This window comes from Okeania sp. SIO1H4, from assembly GCF_010672695.1.
GTDB lineage: Bacteria > Cyanobacteriota > Cyanobacteriia > Cyanobacteriales > Microcoleaceae > Okeania > Okeania hirsuta.
This window is the reverse complement of record NZ_JAAHGB010000032.1, coordinates 1-22,794: the sequence shown is the minus strand read 5'-3', so window position 1 is coordinate 22,794 and position 22,794 is coordinate 1. Positions and strand designations below refer to the sequence as shown.

The following is a 22,794-nucleotide window of genomic DNA, read 5'->3' as shown; positions in this document are numbered from 1 at the left end:
GTGATCTGACGTTCAATTCAATTTGGGCAACTTGATTGAGGTTAACTGTCCTTCTAGGGTGCGAATTGAGACCTGCTTTTTTTGGTCAATTTTTGATTAATTTTTTATCTAGAATTTAGACTTTTGCAATTATGGCAATTATTACGATTCAACCAATGAGTCCAAAGCATATTTCTAGCGTGGTTGAATTGGATCGACTCTGCTTTGGTGGACTCTGGAATTTTCAAGGTTATCAGCAAGAACTAGAAAGTCCTAACAGTGATTTGCTAATTTTAGTAATTAGCCAAATGAATGAAGAGATGAAAAGGGAGGTAACCTTTAAATCTTCTAACTCTAAATCAGAGCTTACCAATTATCAGTCCATAATTGGCATAGGTTGTTTATGGGCTATTTTAGAGGAAGCACATATCACTATTCTCGGAATTCATCCCCAATACCAACGTCTGGGTTTAGGTCAGTTATTATTATATTCCTTAATGAGGTCTGCTTGGGACAGAGGTTTAGAGAGAGCCACCTTAGAAGTTGCAGCTTCAAATACATCTGCATTGTCCCTTTATCACAAGTTTGGGTTTCAAGATGTGGGCCGTCGTCGAGGATATTATCAGCAAACTGGCGAAGATGCTCTAATTCTATGGCGTGGTCATCTCCATGACCCAGAATTTGAGCAAACTTTGTCCCAATGGCATAGACAAGCGATCGCTCGTCTGAATGACTATGAAGTAAGGTGGGAAAAGTTAGAATCGGTTATTGGTAATTAGCGATCGCTCAACTCAAATAGCTTTATTATTTTGAGTTAATTTTGTTTATAGACCCTTTTGCCTACACTTTAAATTTATTGTATGGAGTTTATAGATATAATCTGTAAAAAATCTAAAAACACATAAAAAGTCTAAAAATCTCACCCAATATTGCATTTTGTTAAGATATTTTCTCATAGAATCTAAATATAAAAACTACATTAATAGCAAAGATTTAGTTGACTGAAATAGATAATTGTTACCGATAAAACTTTAGAATTTCTTAAAATAAACAAGCAGATTTAATCATCTCTATATAAAAACCTGAGCTATACTTTAGAAACTCAAATTATATTTTGGCTATAAATATGTAAGTGTAAATACCATTAATGGAGGAGGAAGTACATAACGTTAAATTCTTTAGAATCTTACATCTCAAAAGCAAGCTTTATAGATAATGATTTGATTCCAGTGTACAACAAAGGTGAGAAAAATCAAGTTACTTTTTCAGGAAAAAGAGTAGAAAGAGGAATGCAATTGCACCGCCACCAAAGGATTAATCAATGAGTTGCGTGAACGGTTCTCTGAATATAATGAGAAAAGCAGCTCACTTTTGTCTTTAACTATGGGAAGCGAGGGTGTTGTAGTATCTCCTTCGGGGGAGCTTTCCTGCTGAATGCTACGCAAACGCTAACACCCAGTCAGGGTGACACCTGGGTTCCGAAGGATATGTCTTATGTGACTATATTTTTATGAACTATCTCAAGTCTGAATAAGCATTTTGCGGGGTAAATACAGAAAGCGTAAACTTCTCTAAAGTTCATCAAACTTACTCATAATTATAGCTATCAAACTAAAATAAGTAAGTTTTTTTTCAGTTGTCTATCCATTGAGTCGCTATCAGCTACAATTAAGGTATGAAGCTAGTTGAACGTCATGTTATCAGCAAATCACATTATTTGTGGTCAGAAATTGACCACAAGGCTTTTTTGTCGAAAAATCTGTTCAATTTAGCTAACTATTATTATCGTCAATACTTCTTTTGCGATCAAAAGAAATTAAATTTTAATGAACTGTATCACAAGGTATCTAAAACTGATGATTATCAAGCTTTACCTACCAAGGTAAGTAAGCAAATTATTAAGAGATTAGATCAAAGTTGGAAACATTATTTTTCAGCTTTAAGAGAGTGGAAAAAACAGCAAAATAAATTTTTAGGAAAACCAAAAATTCCCAAATATAAACATAAGTCAAAAGGCCGAAATATTCTGCCTTATCCAGATGAATCAATTTACAAAAAAGCCTTAAAAAAAGGGATTTGTCATCTGTCGATGAGTGAAATAAAAATTCCTACTTCACAGACAGAAATAATAGAGGCAAGAATCATCCCCAAAAGTAGCTGTTATCTTATAGAAATAGTCTATGAAAAACAGGAGGAAATAACAAATAATCAACAAATAGCAGGAGTAGATTTAGGAGTAAATAACTTAATAGCTGTAACGACAAATCAAACAGGAATATCACCTCTTTTGATTAAAGGCAGACCATTAAAAGCAATCAACACTTTTTATAATAAACAGCGCTCTTGTTTACAATCTCAATTAAAAAATAACCACAATAAAAGTAATTCTCATCGGTTAAAAAAATTAACTCACAAACGAAATTGTCGAGTAGAAAACTATCTTCATACAGCAAGTAAAATAGTAATAGATTGGTGTGTAAACTATGAAATAGGGACCTTAATTATTGGGTATAATCAGACTTGGAAACAAGAAATAAAATTAGGGAAAAAGAACAATCAACAATTTGTGAATATCCCTCACTATAGGTTAATAGAGATGTTAAGGTATAAAGCCCAACTAAGAGGAATAAAAGTAATAATTACCGAAGAATCCTATACATCTCAATCGAGCTGTTTAGATGGGGATGATTTACCCAAAGATGGAGAACAAAAACCGGAATTTAGTGGAAAAAGAGTAACAAGAGGGTTGTATAAAACTAGGGAAAATAAATTATTAAATGCTGATGTAAATGGGTCGTTTAACATTATTAAAAAAGTAATTCCTGATGTCTTTGACCAAGGAATAAAGGGTTTGCCGTTTAACCCTGTGGTGGTTGATCCACTACGAATGACTAATATTTCAGGCTTTCTCATTCAGTTTGAGTAAGTTTAGTTTGAGTAAGTTTAGTTGAGCGGTAACAGTTTTAATATAAATGTCACGCTAGAATAACCGTAAGGGGAACTTTATAAATAATAGGAATTAATTAATTATGTTTGAACGCTTCACCGAAAAAGCAATCAAAGTGATAATGTTGGCCCAAGAAGAGGCTCGGCGCTTGGGACATAACTTTGTGGGGACGGAACAAATCCTCCTGGGTCTAATTGGAGAAGGCACAGGTGTTGCGGCCAAAGTTCTCAAATCTATGGGTGTTAATCTCAAGGACGCTAGGATTGAGGTAGAAAAAATAATTGGCCGTGGATCTGGATTTGTGGCTGTAGAAATTCCTTTTACTCCCAGAGCTAAAAGGGTTTTAGAATTATCCTTGGAGGAAGCACGGCAATTAGGACATAACTATATTGGTACTGAGCATCTACTTCTGGGTTTAATTCGAGAAGGGGAAGGAGTTGCAGCAAGAGTTCTAGAAAACTTGGGCGTAGACCTCTCGAAGGTACGGACTCAGGTAATTCGGATGTTGGGTGAAACTGCAGAAGTCACTGCTGGTGGTGGCGGTGGACGGACTAAAACTCCTACTCTGGATGAGTTTGGTTCTAATCTGACTCAAATGGCATCTGAAGGTAAGTTGGACCCAGTAGTGGGAAGGCAAAACGAAATTGAACGGGTTATTCAAATTCTAGGTCGTAGAACGAAAAATAATCCAGTTTTGATTGGAGAACCAGGGGTCGGAAAAACAGCGATCGCTGAAGGTCTGGCACAACGTATTGCTAATAATGATATACCAGATATTCTTGAAGAAAAGCGGGTAGTTACTCTGGACATTGGTCTATTGGTGGCTGGCACAAAATATCGAGGAGAGTTTGAGGAACGTCTGAAGAAAATTATGGATGAAATTCGCTCTGCGGGTAATGTCATCCTAGTTATAGATGAGGTTCATACTCTAATTGGAGCTGGTGCAGCAGAAGGGGCAATTGATGCGGCTAATATTTTGAAGCCTGCTTTGGCTCGTGGGGAGCTACAGTGTATAGGGGCAACAACCCTCGATGAGTATCGCAAACATATTGAACGAGATGCGGCACTCGAACGTCGTTTCCAACCAGTAATGGTGGGTGAACCTTCCGTTGAAGAGACAATTGAAATTTTATACGGTTTAAGGGAACGTTACGAACAACATCATAAGTTAAAAATTTTGGATACAGCTCTAGAAGCTGCTGCTAAATTGTCAGACCGCTATATTAGCGATCGCTATTTACCGGATAAAGCTATTGATTTGATTGATGAGGCAGGTTCCCGGGTTCGTTTGATTAATTCTCAACTTCCTCCGGCAGCTAAGGAGTTAGATAAAGAGTTGCGTCAAATTCTTAAAGAAAAGGATGAGGCAGTACGCTCTCAAGATTTTGATAAGGCAGGAGAGTTGCGCGATCGGGAAATGGAGATTAAATCTGAAATTCGTTCCCTTGCTCAAAGTAAAAAGACAGATTCCACGAGTGAAAATGATTCTCCAGTGGTTAATGAAGAAGATATTGCTCATATTGTTGCAAGTTGGACAGGTGTTCCAGTTAGTAAGCTCACAGAATCTGAATCTGAGAAGTTGCTACACATGGAAGATACTCTGCACCAACGTTTGATTGGTCAGGAAGAAGCTGTCAGAGCAGTATCTCGTGCTATTCGTCGGGCAAGAGTAGGATTGAAAAACCCCAACCGACCAATTGCTAGCTTTATTTTCTCTGGACCGACTGGGGTTGGTAAGACAGAATTAACTAAGGCTCTGGCTACATATTTCTTCGGGTCAGAAGAAGCAATGATTCGGTTGGATATGTCTGAATACATGGAACGTCACACTGTTTCTAAGTTGATTGGTTCTCCTCCTGGTTATGTGGGTTATAACGAAGGTGGTCAGCTAACTGAAGCAGTTCGTCGTCGCCCTTATACTGTGGTGCTATTTGATGAAATCGAAAAAGCTCACCCTGATGTCTTCAATATGTTGTTGCAAATTTTGGAAGACGGACGGTTGACTGATGCTAAGGGTCGTACAGTAGATTTCAAGAATACCTTAATTATTATGACCTCCAATATCGGTTCTAAGGTAATCGAAAAAGGAGGCGGTGGTCTTGGTTTCGAGTTCTCCGATAATGAAGCTGATGCTCAATACAACCGAATTCGCAACTTGGTTAATGAAGAACTAAAACAATATTTCCGCCCAGAATTCCTCAACCGTTTAGATGAGATTATCGTCTTCCGTCAGTTGAATAAGGATGAGGTGAAGGAAATTGCTGTGATTATGTTGAAAGAAGTCTTTAGTCGTTTGACAGAAAAAGGCATCAAGCTAGAAATTACTGAACGCTTCCAAGAGCGGTTAGTTGAGGAAGGTTATAATCCCAGTTATGGAGCGCGTCCTCTACGTCGGGCAATTATGCGTTTGCTTGAGGATGTTTTGGCTGAGGAAATTCTTTCTGGTGCTGTTCGTGAGGGCGATACTGCTGTGGTTGATGTTGGAGAGGATGGTCAGGTTAAGGTTACTCAAGGTGAAAAACGAGAGTTGTTGCCTCAAGGAGCTGAGTAGGATTTAGTTTCTTCTGGGAACGGAAGTTAATTTTTCATGGTAAGACGGCAGAGAGTTTAAGCTTTCTGCCGTTTTGAGGGAGTAGGGAGTCAGAATTTTTAAATTAATGATGATAAAAATTGTCAGAACCAATTTAGGATTGCTATGTAAATTATAGTAGAGTAGAACTTTAAGAGATGCGGTCGGTGAGAGCTACGCTCCCTCCGCCTTCGGCGTTAAACAACCGTGAATGCCTGTGGATAAGTAGGACTTGCTGATTAAATATCAAAGCACTGACAGATATTGGTTTCAGCCTTTTTTTGCCTTTAAAAAGTGCGCCTGTTTCAGTCTAAAAAGCTCAAAAAGCTAGTATTTTAGGCGCATAGTTGGGCAAAAAAATTAAGGGACAAAACTTAGCTCCTGCCTCCTCGCTCATTCCCTTTTCTCCTGTCTCCTGTCTTCTGTCTCCTGACTCCTACCCCCACCAAAAGACTTTTTCAGCAAACCCTAAGTAACCGCCGACGACCTCAGTAGAAGCAAGGGACATTGCATGCAACGTCCGTACACATCAATTTTTCACGTTATGTGACGCTTTGTATCAGTTTTATGGATCAGCTAAATCAAATTTTTCGAGATGCCCAACTAGCCAATGATAGAATATAGACTGGAACAAGAATTTGCTGAACAAATGGATGCTAGAGATCCTCTCGCTTCCTTACGAAAAGAATTTTATATTCCCAAGGCTGCTTCTGGGGAAGAAAATATCTATTTCTGTGGTCATTCTCTAGGATTACAACCTGTAACTGTTCGAGAAAGCATCGAAAAGGTATTATATGATTGGGAAAAGCTGGGAATTGAAGGATACTTCTGCGGTACTCCTCGCTGGCTGGATTATAGTAAATCATTAAAGCCAAAAATGGCTGAAATTGTCGGCGCACTGGAGTCAGAAATAGCAATCATGAATACTCTGACCATGAACTTGCATCTGATGCTAGTCTCATTTTATCGACCTAGCCCAGAAAAATACAAAATTCTGATTGAAGCTAACGCCTTTCCTTCTCCTCGATATGCGCTCAAATCCCAGATTGAATTTCACGGTTACGATCCAGAAATTACCTTGCTGGAAATTAAACCTCGTCAGGGCGAAACCTACATCAGAACCGAAGATATTGAAAACTTATTAGAGCAAGAAGGTAATTCAATTGCTTTAGTATTTCTAGGAGGAATAAACTATCTAACAGGACAGTTTTTCGAGATGAAAAAAATTACTGAGCAAGCACACCAATACGGTTGCTTGGTAGGATTCGATCTCGCTCATGCTGTTGGCAATGTTCCCCTTGCTTTGCATGATTGGCAGGTAGATTTTGCAGTGTGGTGCAATTATAAATATATGAATAGTGGACCAGGAGCGGTCGGAGCTTGTTTCGTCCATGAAAAATATGCCCATCAGTTCAATTTACCTCGGTTTGCTGGTTGGTGGGGCAATAAAATTGAAACGCGGTTGCTGATGAAACAAGATATTGAACCGTCATCCGGTGCAGAAGGTTGGCAAATTAGTAATTCAGATGTTTTATCATTAGCGTCCCTGTCAGTTTCTCTAGATATCTTTGCCAGGGTGGGAATGGCACAATTAGTAACTAAAAGTCGCCTGCTGACTGGCTATCTTGAATTCTTATTGAATAGTCTAGAAAACAAACCTTTATTGCTTACCCCTGCCAATCCTGAAGCTAGAGGATGTCAGTTATCGATTCAGATTAAAAATGCCGAGGGAAATTTGCTGGAAAAGTTAACAGAACGAGGAATATTATGCGACTGGCGCGAACCAAACACCCTTCGGATTGCACCTGTTCCCCTCTAAAACCGCTATACAGAAGTTTTTCAATTTGTGCAAGCTTTATCAGAATTATAATAAAACTCGATCGGAATTATCAGAAAAAGGGTAGTCCTGCATAGTAATGGTATAGAGGAAAAAGGAAGATCTGGCACGGGAGCAAGGCTAGATAAAACAAAGTTATATGTGATATAAATTCTTCTGATAAAAAAAAAGGGTGATCACTGCAAGAAAAGGTAGGATATAATAAACTCTAGCCTATCCAATGCATTGTACATCGGCAGACCAAACATTCCGGTTTTCCGGAGTCGTCATCTCGCGGTGGAACATTGTCGGCGTTGGCGGGGCTTGTAACTGTTGGCTAAAATCTGGTATTATCTATTAAAATCTAGGATTATCTGTTTATGCTACTTGGATTCAAAACAGAGTTACATCCAAATAACCACCAAAAAACATTGCTAGCTAAACACGCGGGTGTAGCGCGTCATGCTTATAATTGGGGTTTGTGGTTAACTAAAAATATCTTAAACCATAACCAGCATAATCCTGATAGTAAGCTTAAATTTCCTACTGCAATCGACCTCCATAAACTTTTGGTAGCAATGGTTAAACCAAATAACTATTGGTACTACGAGGTTTCTAAAACAGCACCTCAGTATGCTTTGAGGTATTTATCCAATAGTTGGAAACGCTGTTTTACCAAAGTGTCTGGTCAACCTAAATTCAAGAAAAAAGGTAAAGATGATAGCTTTACTTTAGATGGTTCAATTACAGTTGGTTTTAATCAGATTAAATTACCAAGAATTGGATGGGTGAAAACTTATGAAATTTTACCAGATAATGTAACTCCTAAATCTGTAACTATTAGCAGGAAAGCTGATAGATGGTTTATTAGTTTCAAGACAGATACAGAAACTCAAATTACTGAAAAATCAGTAGATGTAGTTGGTGTAGATTTAGGAATAAAATCTTTAGCAACATTATCCACTGGCGAAGTATTTCCTGGAGCCAAATCTTATAGAAAGTTAGAAGCTCAACTTTCTCGGTTGCAATACTTGAATCGACATAAAGTCAAGTTTTCCAATAATTGGAAAAAAGCGCAACTTAAGATAGCTAAACTACATAGCAAAATAGCTGATATCAGAAAAGATACATTGCATAAACTTACTACTTACTTAGCCAAGAATCACAGCCAAATAGTAATAGAAGACTTAAATGTATCAGGAATGATGGCAAATCATAAGCTAGCTAAGGCTATTGCTGATATGGGTTTTTACGAGTTTCGTAGGCAGCTAGAGTACAAATGTCAACTATACGGCTCATCCTTAACCATTGTTGACAGATGGTTTCCCAGTTCTAAAACCTGTTGTAACTGTGGAACTGTAAAAGAGTCTCTGTTGTTATCAGAGCGCGCTTTCACTTGCGAAGACTGCAATTTTAGCTGCGATAGAGACTTGAACGCAGCGTTAAATTTAGCTCAGGCGGTCAGTTTGCTCCGCAACGCTAGCGCGAACGACCGTGACAGCTTGTGGACTGGATAACGCCGACGTTGCCAGGTTGAAGCAAGAATAGAACAGATTATTTATTATAGAAAATCATAGATTTATATAGATAATCATAGGTTTCTAAGAACGGTCAGTGATGTACCGCAAAAATTCGCTGGCGGTAGTGCAGCTCTATGTTCCCTGGTACAGTCCCTCGACGCTGGTTTAGGAATACAACACGCAGGTAACACTCAATCGTTTTTGCAGGAGATGCACTCCTATATGTCCCCCAGGCACCGCCAGTTTATTGTCGCCATTTGGTCAGGACCATCTATCAAACAGTTTATAATCGACCACCAACAGAGTCATCCTGCTTTATGTGATTTATACAATCATTGCGTTGAGGAGCTAATGAACTTTAGAAAACAGCACTTGGCAATTGCTGCTCAATATATCCTCCAACAAGCTCCCAAAGAGCAGAGGGGAACTGGCGGCACCAATTTTGTCCCTTTTCTCAAAAAAGTAGAAGCACAAACCAAAGCCAATCTAATCTCGAATGTGGTTTGATAGTAAATGGGGGCGTTGCTGAATTAAGGGATAAATATAAGTGGGATGGGCATCCTGCCCGCCCGAAAATATAAGGACTGGGCAAGATGCTCATTTCACAAAACTATTAAAATCATCCCGCATTTATGCAACGCTGTAAATGGTTATCCAGTTCATCCTTTATATATTCCGAAACAGTTTATGAAAGATACAAATACTGAACCAGATAAAGTTGGTACAACAGAAGCAGCATTTCTTCTAAATATTTCTACCGCTAGACTCAGGTTACTTCTCAGGCAAGGTCGTCTCAAAGGAGCCAAAAAAGTCAAACGCTTCTGGATCATTCCCTTAAATAGTCGGGGAATGCCAGAAATTACTCCTGGTCGTCGAGGTCCTCAAGGAACTTGGAATAAAGGATTCCGTACAGGCAATACTTTTATCCATGTGCTGCGAAGAGAAATTGACTATAACCGAGACCACGGTACTTCTCTTCCAGCAATTTCTGTCAAACAAGGAGGCAAAAACCATCGCTGCCACGAAGTAGAAATTCTGGGAAACTGCAAAATAGTCTATCGTCCTCATAAACCTAACAAAAGTCAAGCTGGTGGTGCGCGGCTGTGGATTGAGACAGAGCCTGATATTGAAATTATTCGCAAATTTTTCCGGGATGTAGAACTGCAAGAAGACAAACCTCAAGGCTTTGGTTAAGGTAGGGTCTGATTTTTAGATTCAACCAATTTTTATTTATACTATTAAATAGTACTGTCGCGTTGTGGATGCGTAAGTTCTGATTTATTGTAATCTATTTGGGATTGCTATATTTTGTGACAATAAGCATCTTAAAAAGCAATGTCAATATTATTGATCTACCAAAAACTCAAACTTTGATTTTTCCCTGCCACTACTACAACAGCAATATAATTAGATTCAGGAATAAACTGATATAAATACCAACGGGAAGCTGCTTGAAAATCTCCATTAATACTAGGGCGTGTCATCAATTAAAGATAAAGAGGTTGACATTAAAGGTATAGTATGCTTATAGAACCCCTGAGCGTATCTCTAAAAATTTAGGTGATCGCCAATCTCTGAAGCATTAGTCGAATAAAACACATAATTTACTTGGAAGTAGCATTTTCCAGGGTTCTTTTCCTGCGGAATGCTGCGCAAACAAAATTTTTAGTCAAGCTTTTACACCTCTCCATCCAGGGATTGGTTCTTTCCATCACCCACCAGGCTTGAACGGGAACAAACCCTTTTTTTCCCAGATTCTCTTTCTCTAACTTTGATGGTTTTGGCGATAGTTTAAACCGAATCTTAGTCATAATTGCCGGATAAATTTTCTTTAACTCCTCTATGATCTTTTCGGGGTGGTATCCATGATCAAGTAAGATAGTAATCTGAGGAATATTGACTGGTTTGGATTTCAAATAGTCGATGTTGTTTGAGATCATTTCTATTCATCCTACATCATCAGTTTCTGATGATGCATGTACAGTGGGTAAAAAAAGGAAAACCAAGACTATCAACTGCTAAGTGCCTCTTAATTCCAGCTGAATGTAGCTGCTGCCAAAAAACTGTGGAATCAGGAGGCAAATATGCAGGGCAAATCACACCAATTACAACCATTCTTAAGTTGGTAGAGGATACCATCAAGTATTTGCCTTTTCGTCCATTTTGTGGGACAAGTTTTCTTCTTTTTTGGCAATAATGGTTCAACTTGAACCCATTCTTTGTCTGTTAAACTGCTTGAATACGGCATTTGCCTAACTCTTGTTTAGGATAATTGGCGATCGCTACTTAGTATAAACTTGGACGGAAAAGATACGCTCAGGGGTTCTATAAAGAATAACTACAGGAATAACAGGCATAGGACTGCTCTCAATGACTAGACGTTATGGTTTGCGTGACGACCAATGGGAACCCATTCCACATTTACTACCAGGCCGTGAAGGAACTGTAGGAAGAACAGCATGCATACAACCGCCTCTTTGTAGAAGCGGTTTGATACAGATATCGGGCGGGAATTCCTTGGACAGACTTACCAGAAAGATTTGGGGACTTCCGCATTGTCCATACCCGTTTTAGCCGTTGGAGCGGTTCTGGAGTCTGGGAAAGACTATTTCAAACTCTAGCTGAGGATGCAGATAACGAATATGCCATGATCGATGCCACTATTGTTCGTGCTGATCAACATAGTGCCGGAGTGAAGGACAGTAGTGCAGAACAGGAAGACATTGGCCGTAGCAAAGGAGGGTTGAGTACCAAGATACATGGAGTAGTAGATGCTCTGGGTAATCCTACTAATTTTTTTTACTACTGGTCAAGCATCGGACTTGGATGGGGCAGATGTAGTATTACCGATGGTAAAAGCGGAAGCAGTATTAGGGGAAAAAGCTGATGATGCTCAGGAGCGGGTGCCAATCGCCTTTGACCCACAGAGGAATAGAAGTAGTGATTTCCCCGAAAAAAAAAACTGCGCGTGAACTGCGTAATTATGATCAGATATTGTACAAAGCAGGTCTATGAATCGAAAATTTCTTTGCCAAACTCAAAGAGTATCCAGCGTTGGCTCCGCCTAGCGGCAGCTATATCGCTACTAGATACGATCAACGTTCGTTTAACTTCCTGGGAGGGATTTATTTGGTAGCCTCAGTCATTTTATACCAAGCGTGAAAAAATAATGTTACGAATAGTAAGAGGAATAAAAAGACTTTTCAGAATATTCCCTTTGACAAAAAAGATGACTTCCGACCTAAAAAATGGTATTGAAGCCCTTCCTATACGACTCCTGACTCCTGACTTCCCCTCCTGGGAGGGGGAGGGGCGAGGGGTGGGTTGACTCCTAAGAAATATCCTAACTATTTGTAGCAAACATTTATCAATTTGGTATTATGAGCATAGCGATTGCCATCGACCTAGAGCATACAATACCCCTACTTGTCAATTTTTTAATTGATGACACGCCCTAATAAAAGGCAATTTTTTTATAAATATTTATAAATAGATGATAGTAAGGAGTAGGGTAGAATTTCATACAATTTTCCTTTCTCCTTACTCCCGAAGGAGGGATTATATAACTATATTTAACTCTCTATCCCTACCTCCTTACTCTTCCATATCTTCTGGGTCTATATCTTCTGTTTCTTCTGCATCTATTTCTTCCATATCTTCTATTTCTTCTGTTTCAGTGGCAGGAACTAAAGCTACTTCTGCGATGGTATCTGCGTCATCTAGTTTTTGTACCCTTACTCCTGTAGCACTACGAGATTGAATCGAAATAGCGTCAACTGCTTGACGAATAATAATTCCGCGAGTAGTAATCATTATTAATTCTTCAGTTTCGTTGACTATTCGTAAAGAAGCTAATTTATCTTGTTTCCGTTTCTTCTTCTTAAACTTAGTAGCAATGCGACCTTTACCACCTCGGTTTTGTAAGGTAAATTGAGAAACTGGCACCCGCTTTCCATAACCACCAGTAGTAATAACTAATGCCCACGGACCACTATTATTAACTGATGTAGTTTCTTCAGTTTCTTCCTCTTCTATTTCTCCATTTTCTAGTTCTAATTCTGCTTCTTCTAGCTCTAATTCTTCCTCATCAACATCAGCAATTTTATCTAAAATTGAACTGGGTAAAATATCCATACTAATTAACTCATCATCTTCGATCAGTTTCATAGATTTTACCCCTCTAGTATTACGACCCAAAGAACGTAATTGCTTATTATCCGTTCTAAAGTGAATTGCCATCCCAGAACTAGAAGCAATAATCACACTATCATCAACTTTCGCTCTTCTTACCCATCTTAATTGGTCGCCTTCAGCGAGAGAAATAGCGATTAATCCATTAGAACGGATATTAGAAAATGCTGATAAAGGTGTTTTTTTAATATATCCACCTTTGGTCAACATCACTAAAAATTTGTCATCCGTAAATTCAGAAACTGCCACTATAGAAGTTACTTTTTCATCTCGTGGAATAGGTAACATTTGTACCACTGGTACACCCCTTGCTATACGAGAACCAATAGGAATTTGATAAGCATTTAGACAGTAAACAACACCTCTTTGAGTAAAGAATAAAATACTGTCATGGTCACAACAACTGAGAAAATGTTCAACTCCATCATCATCTTTCATTTTCGTACCAGACTTACCACGAGTTGCTCGACTTTGAGCCTCAAAAGTATTAACTGGCATCCGTTTAATATAGCCTTGTTCTGTTAGTAAAATAATTGCTTTTTCATTGGCAATTAAATCTGTATCATCTAGCTCACCTTCTGCTAATTCAATGATAGTTCTTCTCGGAGTAGCATAACGTTCTTTTATTTCTAAAGCTTCAGTTTCAATAATTTCTAGAATCCGTTCCCGTTTCGCTAATATATCTTGTAAATCAGCAATTCTTAACAGTAATTCTTCATGCTCTTGTTCAATTTTTTGCGCTTCTAATGCTGTTAATCTTCTTAACTGCATTTGTAAAATTGCGTCTGATTGTACTTCAGATAAACCATGATTTTCAATTAACTCTTGTTTAGCAGTAGGAGTATCTGCAGCCTGACGAATTAATTGAATAATTGCATCTAAATTGTCTAAAGCAATTAACAAACCTTGTAATAAATGGTCTCTTTCTTCAGCTTTTCGGAGTTCATATTGAGTCCTTCTCGTAATAGTTTCTATCCGAAAATCTAGGAAAACTTCGAGATATTTTTTCAGCGTTAGTAACTGGGGTTCTGAATTTACTAATGCTAAAATATTAGCTCCAAAATTTGCTTGTAGCGTGGTTTGTTTATAAAGATTATTGAGTACAACTCTAGGATAAGCATCTCGTTTGAGTTCGATAACTACCCGCATTCCGTCGCGATCGCTTTCATCCCTAATATCAGAAATGCCATCAATTTTTTTGTCATTAACCAGTTCAGCAATTTTTTCAATTAAAGCTGCTTTATTAGTTTGGTAAGGTAACTCTGTAACAATAATAGCTTCTTTATCAGGACGACCGCGCTGTTCGAGAGTTTCTATAGTAGCGACTCCCCGCATAGTTATAGAACCGCGACCGAGTGTGTAAGCATCACGGATACCAGATTTTCCCAGAATTTGAGCCCCTGTAGGAAAGTCAGGACCGGGAATGTAGTGCATTAACTCAGTATCAGTTATTTCTGGGTTGTGTATCAGTGCTAACAAACCATCAATAAGTTCCCCCAAGTTGTGGGGAGGAATATTAGTTGCCATTCCCACTGCAATACCAGACGAACCATTGAGGAATAGTTGAGGAATGCGGGAGGGCAATGCCAACGGTTCTTGTTGAGAACCATCAAAGTTATCTACAAAATCTACTGTTTCTGCATCAATATCCCGCAACATGGCATCAGAAGTGAGCGCTTGTAGACGACACTCTGTGTAACGCATAGCCGCAGGTGGGTCATTGTCTACGGAACCAAAATTACCGTGACCGTGAATGAGGGGCGATCGCATTGAGAAATCCTGAGCCATTCGCACCAAAGCATCGTACACCGCTGTATCGCCGTGGGGATGATACTTACCCAGCACTTCTCCCACAACACGAGCGCATTTACGGAAAGGGCGGTCTGCTGTTAACCCTAATTCGTTCATGGCATAGAGTATGCGGCGATGTACGGGTTTGAGACCATCTCTAGTATCTGGTAATGCCCTACCTACGATTACACTCATGGCATATTCTAGGTATGATTGGGACATTTCATTACGGAGATCGGTCGGTACAATTCGTGACTCAGAAGTAGTCATACTAATGAAAAACTCCGTTAAATATATAATGAATTAGCAAAAAACCGAAAAAATTGGATTTCGTCCGATTAAGTTCGGTGTATTTGCCAAATTATGCTGTTTACGTCTACAATTATAGCATATTTTGTGTCTATTTTTTGAGAAAATTAATGAGTAATAGATAAGTATTTTCCGTCCGATTTCAAGTTAAAATACTGGTATGATTACACTGAAGAAGGAAGAAGGAAGAAAAAAGAAGGAAAAAGTGGAGGGGGATAGTCAATGACTTATAACTCCAACCATCTGTAAACACCGTGTAGACAGGGGGGTATTAAACCCAAAATCAAAAGATAAAAAGTTTCATTTAATCAAAAAAAATCTAATATCTAAAATTAACTGATGATTTCTGTTATTTATTCCGATGAATTTCTCGAACACAAAACTGGTATGCTACACCCGGAGCGACCAGAACGTTTAACTGCAATTGTCAAAACTCTCAAAACTTTTCCTCACAATGGCCAATTGCAATGGCGATCGCCCACCCCGGTGCAACAACGTCATTCATCATTGATGACACTACTAGAAAAAGTTCACTCTCGCAGCCATATTCAAGCAGTAGCAGAAATAGCTAATCAAGGTGGCGGTTATTTGGATGGAGATACGCCAGTTTCTGCGAAAAGTTATGATGTGGCATTATTAGCGATAAGTGCTTGGTTAGATGGAGTCGATCTAGTATTAGCAAATGCCAATCCGGCGTTTGTGTTGGCGAGACCCCCTGGACATCATGCTGAAAGTAGACGAGGCATGGGATTTTGCTTATTTTCCAATGCGGCGATCGCAGCTCATTATGCTCTAGAGAAACCAGGTATTAACAAAGTCGCCATTCTAGACTGGGATGTGCATCACGGTAACGGTACTCAAGAAATTGTCGAAACCAACGAAAATATAGCCTACTGCTCCCTCCATCAATCTCCCTGTTATCCAGGCACTGGCTCTGCTGATGAACATGGTTTCCACAATAATGTATTAAATTTACCCATGTCACCAGGTACCACAATGGCAATTTATCAACCCACATTCGAGCAAAAAGTTGTACCCTTTTTAGCTAGCTTTCAACCAGATTTATTGATTGTTAGTGCTGGCTATGATGCTAACCGTGACGACCCATTAGCAGGTATTGCTCTACAACCAGAAGACTATGGAGAATTTACAAAATATTGTTTGCAAATAACCCGCAAAATCTTATTTGGTTTAGAAGGTGGTTATGACCTACCTAGCTTATCTCAATCAGTAGTAGCAACAATTGAACGTTGTTTGTAGATTAATTCAGTTAGCCTCCTACCGGAAGAACTGTGTTAGCAGTTATCAGTACCTCCGGCAATAGGGAAGCTTTGAAGATGTAGGTAAGTTAAAGCGATCGAAGATTTCAAAATCAAACATTATCAGGACTTAAATTAAACGGACATGAAATGATATGAATAATTATATTTTAACTGAGACTGGATTGATTCGCTACCACTCAATTAATTTGCAATTTTGTAATTCTCTAGGTTGTGTGGGTACTAACCACAAATCTAATCAAAACGCAAATTTTGTGTTTAAATGGTTAGTCCAGCCCACTTTTTTCAAGTAAACGTTATTTTGGTGACAATACGTCGGGATGCTAGGCCAGTTCCAACCTCTATTGTTCGGCATTAAACAGCCAAAGAGATTTGAAAAGCTAGTGTGCCGAACGTAAAAAGTTTAAATAACCGGGCGAGGCCAACTTTACATCTAAAATAAATTGATAGCTGAAGAAAATCAAGGCTTGCAATTAAAAATTGACCCTGGTTCTAAACAAACAGGCTTTGCAATGGTTACCCAAAGTGAAGAAGTTATCTTTGCAATGGTTTTAATCCATCGTGGTCAGTAAATCAAGAATGCTTTGGAGCGACGGCGAACTCTTCGTCGAGGTCGTCGTCGAAAAACTCGCTACCGTAAGTGCAGATTTTTCAACCGCAAACGAAACAAAGGATGGCTGCCACCAAGTTTCAGGCATCGGGTTTTGAGATCATGTCCGTTGGGGCGCGTTTGTGTAAAAGTTAGCGTGGATATCTACAGGAAATTTAAGTTTTTTTCTTGCTCAATGGCCTTCCTGTTTGTTGCCTGTTGCCTTCCGGAGCTTTTGCCTGTTGCCTACCTTTTCTATACAATACCGATGCTACCGGACATGATATGACTGTAGAAACTTGGGTTAATAGACTTTGTAAACTAAGTCCGATAAGTAGTTTGACTATGGAATTGGTCAAGTTTGACACCCAGAAAATACAGAACCCAGAAATTTCAGGAGTTGAATATCAAAAAGGGGAACTATTTGGTGATCATGTCCGGGAGTATCTATTAGAGAAATGGGGTCGATTATCTGCTGATTGTGGGGCAATAGATACGCCCTTAGAAGTTGAACATATAGTTCCACGCTCAAAAGGTGGTAGTAATCGGGTGTCTAATTTAGCCATAGCTTGTCATCAATGCAACCAAAATAAGGGTGCTATGGATATTCGGGAATTTCTCGAAAATAAACCGTCTATACTAGCTCATGTTCTAAAGGTTGCCAAAACGCCATTAAAAGATGCTGCTGCAGTCAACACAACCCACACTCAAATCTTTGAAACTTTAAAAGCAAAAGGTTTGCGTGTGATTACCGGTAGTGGTGCTGGTACTAAATATAACCGTTGTCGGTTGAATTTGCCAAAAGAACATTGGATAGATGCTGCTGGCGTTGGTGAAATTGAAAAGTTAACAATATTTACTTCTCAACCCCTGGTCGTCACAGCAATGGGACATGGTTGCCGACAAATGGTACAGATGGATAAATATGGTTTTCCTAGGATTGGTGACAAAGCAAAAAAACCTGTACCAGGTTGGAAAACAGGGGATATGATCAATGTCGTCAAAGGCCAAAATGCTGGGTTAAAAGCAGTCAGGATGAAAACTGTGACAAGCAAAGGCAACTTTGATATCCGAGAGGGGGATCAAATTTTGTCTGTATCTCGAAACCATATCCAACCGGTCCATAGACAAGATGGATACAATTACTCATTTTAAGTATATTTTTTCTAAGAGCATAAAAGTACCCTGGGGCGTAGGAAAATATAAATATTTTAGAAAGGCCAATCATCAGTATAAATGGACAACTTGATTCAGGAAATGCCATGAAATAGACACAATACTCCCTTACTGTACTTTAAAAGTGAAGAGTATGTCAAAATCAGCAATATAATTATGGGCATAAAACAGATATTTCAAACCCAATGTTTGAAATCCAGCGGCAGCTTAGGGCCAGCTAACTAGCAGAAACCTGTGTAGTGATTTCTCTCCTAGCTGCTAAGGCTAAATCTACCGCCTATATGTAATACTTAAGTAACACAAAAGTGTAGCACCTAACAAGAGAGTTAAATTATGAAAAAAGACCTCACTAATTATCGTAATTTCGGCATCTTCGCCCACGTTGATGCAGGCAAGACCACCACAACCGAAAGAATCCTGAAACTAACCGGAAAAATCCATAAAATCGGTGAGGTCCACGAAGGTGCAGCAACAACAGACTTTATGGAACAGGAGCAAGAGCGGGGTATTACAATTCAATCCGCTGCCACAAGCTGCTTCTGGAAAGACCACCAGTTAAATATTATTGATACCCCTGGCCACGTTGACTTTACCATCGAGGTATATCGTTCTCTCAAGGTACTTGATGGTGGTATTGGTGTATTCTGTGGCTCTGGTGGTGTGGAACCCCAGTCTGAAACCAACTGGCGCTATGCCAACGATTCTAAAGTTTCTCGGATTATCTATGTAAACAAACTTGACCGGACCGGAGCTGATTTCTACAGGGTTGTGAAGCAGGTTGAAGATGTACTCGCGGCCAAGCCATTAGTAATGGTATTACCTATTGGTATTGAGAATGATTTTGTGGGAGTAGTCGATCTACTAACCCGCAAAGCATGGGTATGGGATGATTCTGGAGACCCAACCAAATATGAAATTAAAGACGTTCCAGAGAACATGGTTGATGATGTAGAGAAATATCGGGAAATGTTGGTTGAAACTGCTGTGGAGCAAGATGACGAAGTGATGGAAAAATATCTGGAAGGAGAAGAGCCAGATATTGACACTCTCAAGAACTGCATCCGTAAGGGAACCAATGAGTTGGCTTTCTTCCCTACCTACTGTGGCTCATCTTTCAAGAATAAGGGCGTGCAGTTGGTACTAGATGCGGTAGTTGATTATCTACCTAACCCGACTGAAGTTAAACCACAGCCAGAGATCGATCTAGAGGGTAATGAGACTGGTAATTTAGCTTATGTTGACCCTGAGAAGCCTCTGCGTGCTTTGGCATTCAAAATCATGGACGACAAATATGGTGCTCTAACTTTTACCCGCATCTATTCTGGTATGTTGTCCAAAGGTGACACAGTGCTGAATACTTTTACAGGTAAAACTGAGCGAGTTGGACGTTTGGTGGAAATGCACGCTGACTCTCGCGAAGAAATTGAATCAGCTCAAGCTGGTGATATTGTTGCTATCGTTGGTATGAAGAATGTCCAAACTGGTCATACTCTCTGTGACCCTAAAAATCCTGCAACTCTAGAACCGATGGTGTTCCCCGATCCAGTGATTTCTATTGCTGTGGCAGCAAAAGACAAAGGTTCTGTGGAAAAACTGGGCATGGCATTGAGCAAGATGGTTCAGGAAGACCCGTCTTTCCGAGTTGAGACAGACCCGGAAAGTAATGAAACTATTATCAAGGGTATGGGTGAGTTGCATTTGGATATCAAGGTTGATATTCTGAAGCGGACTTATGGGGTTGATGTGGAAGTTGGTAAGCCACAAGTAGCTTATCGCGAGTCTATTACTAAGCGTCTTGAAGATAGTTATACTCACAAGAAGCAGTCTGGTGGTTCTGGTCAATTTGCTAAGATTGACTATATTTTTGAGCCAGCTGAACCAGGTGAAGGTTTCCAATTTGAGTCAAAGGTGACTGGTGGAAATGTGCCCAGAGAATTTTGGCCAGCCGTGCAAAAGGGTTTTGAAAGTAGTTTTGAAAAGGGTATGTTAGCGGGTTTCCCTTGTGTGGATATGAAGTTTACGTTGATGGATGGTGCTTTTCACCCGGTTGACTCCTCGGCGATCGCCTTTGAGATTGCTGCTAAGGCGGCCTATCGACAGTCTTTTTCTAAAGCATCTCCTCAGTTACTCGAACCGATAATGAAGGTTGATGCGTTTACCCCTGACGATCATGTTGGTGATGTGATTGGAGACCTCAACCGCCGTCGAGGAATGATTAAGTCTCAAGATTCATCACCCATGGGTACTCGTATTAAAGCAGATGTGCCATTGAGTGAGATGTTTGGTTATATTGGTGACTTGCGGACTATGACTTCTGGTAGAGGTCAGTTTTCAATGGAGTTTTCCCATTATGCACCTTGCCCTGCTAATGTGGCGGAAGTGGTAATTAAGGAAGCTAAAGAGCGTGAAGAAGCGAAGAAATAGTTAGGTCTGGTATATAGAACCCATTTGAGATCTATTTAAAAATAAAGGGGCAGATGAGGAGATGGGGGATGGGGTGTATTGAAGTATTTTCAATTATTGCTTCTATCCCACTCCCGACTCCATGGCTCAAAATTGTCATCCAGCTCAAGATACCAAATGGGTTCTATACAGGGTTGAAAACTTAAAATTAACTTCCCTGGCGGGAAGTCCCGCGCTCTCCTGTTGGCGGAGCAAGTGCGGCAGCTATTAGGGGAGCGTCGGGATGAAAGCCAAGGCCAAGAGTCAGATACCTCCATGCACTAAATTTTCTTATACCCTTAACAACCTAGGAGGTATTTTGTTACTATCAAGATCAACGCAGGGGGTTGACATCACCTCTGGCAAAACAGCGGTCAGTTTTTTTCCTGACTGAAGAATCCTGGGTTGTCGCGTAAGCACAACGTCGGGAGTATGTCAAGTAGAAAAGCCTTGTATAGACATCTCTAGAAAACCTTGTAGGGGGGGTTCGGTGGAAACCTCCTACAAAATTTTTTATTTTTTCCCTAATGGGATATTTGATATATTGACATTCTCCCCCGGCTAAAGCACGGGGGATTCCAAACCTCACGATTTGGGTTTGCTCTTTCTCTTCGTTCGAGCTGACTTACTAGATTGAGTTTCCTCAACAAAGCAGAGGCCATTCTCTCCAGAGGCGTTAATTTCCGTCTGCCCGACCGTAAATGTAACTATTACTACGGAGTCTCTGGAAGTTAAAAATGGTGCTCAAATATCTGCCAATACCTTTGGTAATGGGAATGCAGGGACTGTGGAGATTAATGCTACTGAGACTGTGGTCTTGGATGGAGGAGACTCAGAATTTGTCACTGGAGCATTTAGCGCAGTGCAACCAGGAGCAGAAGGGGATGCAGGAGATGTAACTATTACCACCAGGTCTCTGGAAGTTATTAATGGTGCTCAAGTATCTGCCGATACCTTCGGCAAGGGGAATGCAGGCAGTGTGGAAATTAATGCTACTGAGACTATAGTCTTGGATAGAGGAGACTCAGAATATCTCACTGGAGTCTTTAGCGATGTGAACCGAGAAGCAGAAGGGGATGCGGGGGGTGTAACTATTACCACCGGGTCTCTATTCGTTAAAAATGGTGCTGAAATATCTGCCAGCACCCAAGGCCAAGGAGACGCAGGCAATATATTCATCACAACAGAAACTCAACTAACAATAAACGAAAACGCTCAAATCTCTGCCTTCACCGAAAGCAGTGGCATAGGAGGCAATATCATCCTATTCGCCCCAGAAACCCTCAACATTACTGACAACGGACAAATAACAGTCCGCAGCAGCGGATCAGGCAAGGCAGGCCAAATTGACATCCTTAGTCCCAACATCACCCTCTCTGACGGTATAGATATCACCGCTTTTACCACAGGTCTAGGCAACGCTGGTGACATCAACCTAGAAGGCGACCAAATCAACATCCAACCCAACACCCAAATACTAGCCTTCACCGAAAACACCGGAGAAGGAGGCAACATCACAGTCAAAGCCACAGAAACCCTCAACCTACAAGCAGACACCCAACTATCAGTCGAAACCAACAGAGGCGGAAAAGCCGGAAACATAGAAATCACCACCCCCCAACTCACCATCGGCGAAAACGCCCAAAGAAGTGCCACAGTCAACCTCGGAGCAACAACAACAGATCCAGGAGGCAACATCACCATCAACACCAACCAACTCAACATCGCAGGAGAACTGGGAATATTTGCCGAAACCGAAGCCACAGCAGATGCAGGCGTTCTCACCCTCAGCCCCTACAAAACCAACCCCAACCTAGACATCAACTTCACCAACCAAGGCTTCATCTCAGCCTCCACAAGCTCCACAGGCAACGGAGGCAACATCAACCTCACCGCCCCAGAAAGCATCAACATCAAAGGAGACGGCAACATCTCAGTCCAAACCACAGACAAAGGAAACGCAGGAGCTATCAACATTGGCACTCAAAACCTGACACTCTCCGATGGAGTAGCCATATAGCAACCGCCAAGGCGGTTAGGACACTGCTTGCAGAACTAATTCAATCGCCGGAAAGCAAACAATCAAATCCTTTGAGCTGGTGACGAATGCGACTTTTAAGCCAAGACCAACATTTCTCTATGGGATTGAGGTCTGGTGAATAAGGAGGTAAATACAACAGTTGAC

Annotated in this window: 16 protein-coding genes and 3 pseudogenes; 13 read left to right on the top strand and 6 right to left on the bottom strand. The window is 40.2% G+C overall.

Annotated features, from left to right (window positions below):
* Positions 1-131 precede the first annotated feature (131 nt).
* From rimI to F6K06_RS19530, 7 genes are all read left to right on the top strand, one after another.
* On the top strand, positions 132-758 hold the full coding sequence (gene rimI / locus F6K06_RS19560) for a ribosomal protein S18-alanine N-acetyltransferase (protein ID WP_124145549.1): 627 nt from the start codon (positions 132-134) through the stop codon (positions 756-758).
* Between the two features lie 896 nt (positions 759-1,654).
* Entirely contained in the window at positions 1,655-2,905 is a 1,251-nt protein-coding gene (locus F6K06_RS19555) for a transposase (protein ID WP_287242851.1), read from the top strand.
* 103 nt (positions 2,906-3,008) lie between these two features.
* Positions 3,009-5,477, top strand: coding sequence for an ATP-dependent Clp protease ATP-binding subunit (locus F6K06_RS19550; protein ID WP_124145547.1), 2,469 nt, complete (start codon positions 3,009-3,011; stop codon positions 5,475-5,477).
* A gap of 628 nt (positions 5,478-6,105) precedes the next feature.
* Entirely contained in the window at positions 6,106-7,314 is a 1,209-nt protein-coding gene (kynU, locus tag F6K06_RS19545) for a kynureninase (protein WP_287242853.1), read from the top strand.
* Positions 7,315-7,691: 377 nt separating this feature from the next.
* A complete protein-coding gene (locus F6K06_RS19540; RefSeq protein WP_287242854.1) occupies positions 7,692-8,828 on the top strand; it encodes an RNA-guided endonuclease TnpB family protein in 1,137 nt (378 codons plus the stop codon).
* Between the two features lie 60 nt (positions 8,829-8,888).
* Positions 8,889-9,338 (top strand): hypothetical protein, encoded by a 450-nt coding sequence (locus F6K06_RS19535; protein WP_124145545.1) that lies wholly within the window; start codon positions 8,889-8,891, stop codon positions 9,336-9,338.
* A 180-nt stretch (positions 9,339-9,518) separates the two neighbouring features.
* The gene (locus F6K06_RS19530; protein ID WP_124145544.1) at positions 9,519-10,025 is read left to right on the top strand and encodes a DNA-binding protein; all 507 of its coding nucleotides are present in this window, start codon (positions 9,519-9,521) and stop codon (positions 10,023-10,025) included.
* Positions 10,026-10,183: 158 nt separating this feature from the next.
* On the opposite strand, the gene F6K06_RS19525 is transcribed toward F6K06_RS19530, so the two are convergent.
* The 3 genes from F6K06_RS19525 to F6K06_RS19515 form a co-directional block, all read right to left on the bottom strand.
* Complete coding sequence (locus F6K06_RS19525; RefSeq protein ID WP_275670392.1) at positions 10,184-10,315, bottom strand: hypothetical protein; 132 nt, start codon at positions 10,313-10,315, stop codon at positions 10,184-10,186.
* Between the two features lie 120 nt (positions 10,316-10,435).
* A complete protein-coding gene (locus F6K06_RS19520; RefSeq protein ID WP_287323287.1) occupies positions 10,436-10,747 on the bottom strand; it encodes a transposase in 312 nt (103 codons plus the stop codon).
* A 155-nt stretch (positions 10,748-10,902) separates the two neighbouring features.
* Positions 10,903-11,079, bottom strand: a complete 177-nt coding sequence (locus tag F6K06_RS19515; protein WP_192901140.1) for a transposase — start codon at positions 11,077-11,079, stop codon at positions 10,903-10,905.
* A gap of 122 nt (positions 11,080-11,201) precedes the next feature.
* On the opposite strand from F6K06_RS19515, the pseudogene F6K06_RS19510 reads away from it, so the two are divergent.
* Positions 11,202-11,993 (top strand): annotated as a pseudogene (locus F6K06_RS19510) (IS5 family transposase).
* Here F6K06_RS19510 and F6K06_RS19505 read toward each other — a convergent pair.
* Together F6K06_RS19505 and gyrA are read right to left on the bottom strand one after the other, a co-directional pair.
* On the bottom strand, positions 11,979-12,191 hold the full coding sequence (locus tag F6K06_RS19505) for a hypothetical protein (RefSeq protein WP_287287030.1): 213 nt from the start codon (positions 12,189-12,191) through the stop codon (positions 11,979-11,981). The pseudogene F6K06_RS19510 and the gene F6K06_RS19505 overlap by 15 nt on opposite strands.
* Before the next feature lie 234 nt (positions 12,192-12,425).
* A complete protein-coding gene (gene gyrA / locus F6K06_RS19500; RefSeq protein WP_124145543.1) occupies positions 12,426-15,083 on the bottom strand; it encodes a DNA topoisomerase (ATP-hydrolyzing) subunit A in 2,658 nt (885 codons plus the stop codon).
* Positions 15,084-15,461: 378 nt separating this feature from the next.
* Here gyrA and F6K06_RS19495 point away from each other — a divergent pair, with 378 nt between their 5' ends.
* The 5 genes and pseudogenes from F6K06_RS19495 to F6K06_RS19475 all read left to right on the top strand — a co-directional run bounded on the left by F6K06_RS19495 (position 15,462) and on the right by F6K06_RS19475 (position 22,629).
* Entirely contained in the window at positions 15,462-16,382 is a 921-nt protein-coding gene (locus F6K06_RS19495) for a histone deacetylase (protein ID WP_124145542.1), read from the top strand.
* Positions 16,383-16,857: 475 nt separating this feature from the next.
* Positions 16,858-17,106: pseudogene (locus tag F6K06_RS19490) on the top strand (RRXRR domain-containing protein); the annotation flags it as partial.
* A gap of 74 nt (positions 17,107-17,180) precedes the next feature.
* Positions 17,181-18,146, top strand: a complete 966-nt coding sequence (gene iscB / locus F6K06_RS19485) for an RNA-guided endonuclease IscB (protein WP_287242860.1) — start codon at positions 17,181-17,183, stop codon at positions 18,144-18,146.
* 354 nt (positions 18,147-18,500) lie between these two features.
* A complete protein-coding gene (fusA, locus tag F6K06_RS19480) occupies positions 18,501-20,591 on the top strand; it encodes an elongation factor G (RefSeq protein WP_124145540.1) in 2,091 nt (696 codons plus the stop codon).
* Between the two features lie 805 nt (positions 20,592-21,396).
* Positions 21,397-22,629 carry a hypothetical protein gene (locus F6K06_RS19475; RefSeq protein WP_124145539.1) on the top strand — a complete coding sequence of 411 codons (1,233 nt, stop codon included), beginning with the start codon at positions 21,397-21,399 and terminating at the stop codon, positions 22,627-22,629.
* A gap of 15 nt (positions 22,630-22,644) precedes the next feature.
* Here F6K06_RS19475 and F6K06_RS19470 read toward each other — a convergent pair.
* A pseudogene (locus tag F6K06_RS19470) lies at positions 22,645-22,794 on the bottom strand (transposase); the annotation flags it as partial.

Coding starts and splice junctions, on each gene's coding strand:
- F6K06_RS19550 (WP_124145547.1), top strand. CDS start 3,009: ATGTTTGAACGCTTCACCGAAAAAGCAATCAAAGTGATAATGTTGGCC.
- F6K06_RS19495 (WP_124145542.1), top strand. CDS start 15,462: ATGATTTCTGTTATTTATTCCGATGAATTTCTCGAACACAAAACTGGT.
- rimI (WP_124145549.1), top strand. CDS start 132: ATGGCAATTATTACGATTCAACCAATGAGTCCAAAGCATATTTCTAGC.
- F6K06_RS19525 (WP_275670392.1), bottom strand. CDS start 10,315: ATGACACGCCCTAGTATTAATGGAGATTTTCAAGCAGCTTCCCGTTGG.
- F6K06_RS19515 (WP_192901140.1), bottom strand. CDS start 11,079: ATGCCGTATTCAAGCAGTTTAACAGACAAAGAATGGGTTCAAGTTGAA.
- F6K06_RS19530 (WP_124145544.1), top strand. CDS start 9,519: ATGAAAGATACAAATACTGAACCAGATAAAGTTGGTACAACAGAAGCA.
- fusA (WP_124145540.1), top strand. CDS start 18,501: ATGAAAAAAGACCTCACTAATTATCGTAATTTCGGCATCTTCGCCCAC.
- kynU (WP_287242853.1), top strand. CDS start 6,106: ATGATAGAATATAGACTGGAACAAGAATTTGCTGAACAAATGGATGCT.
- F6K06_RS19540 (WP_287242854.1), top strand. CDS start 7,692: ATGCTACTTGGATTCAAAACAGAGTTACATCCAAATAACCACCAAAAA.
- F6K06_RS19555 (WP_287242851.1), top strand. CDS start 1,655: ATGAAGCTAGTTGAACGTCATGTTATCAGCAAATCACATTATTTGTGG.
- gyrA (WP_124145543.1), bottom strand. CDS start 15,083: ATGACTACTTCTGAGTCACGAATTGTACCGACCGATCTCCGTAATGAA.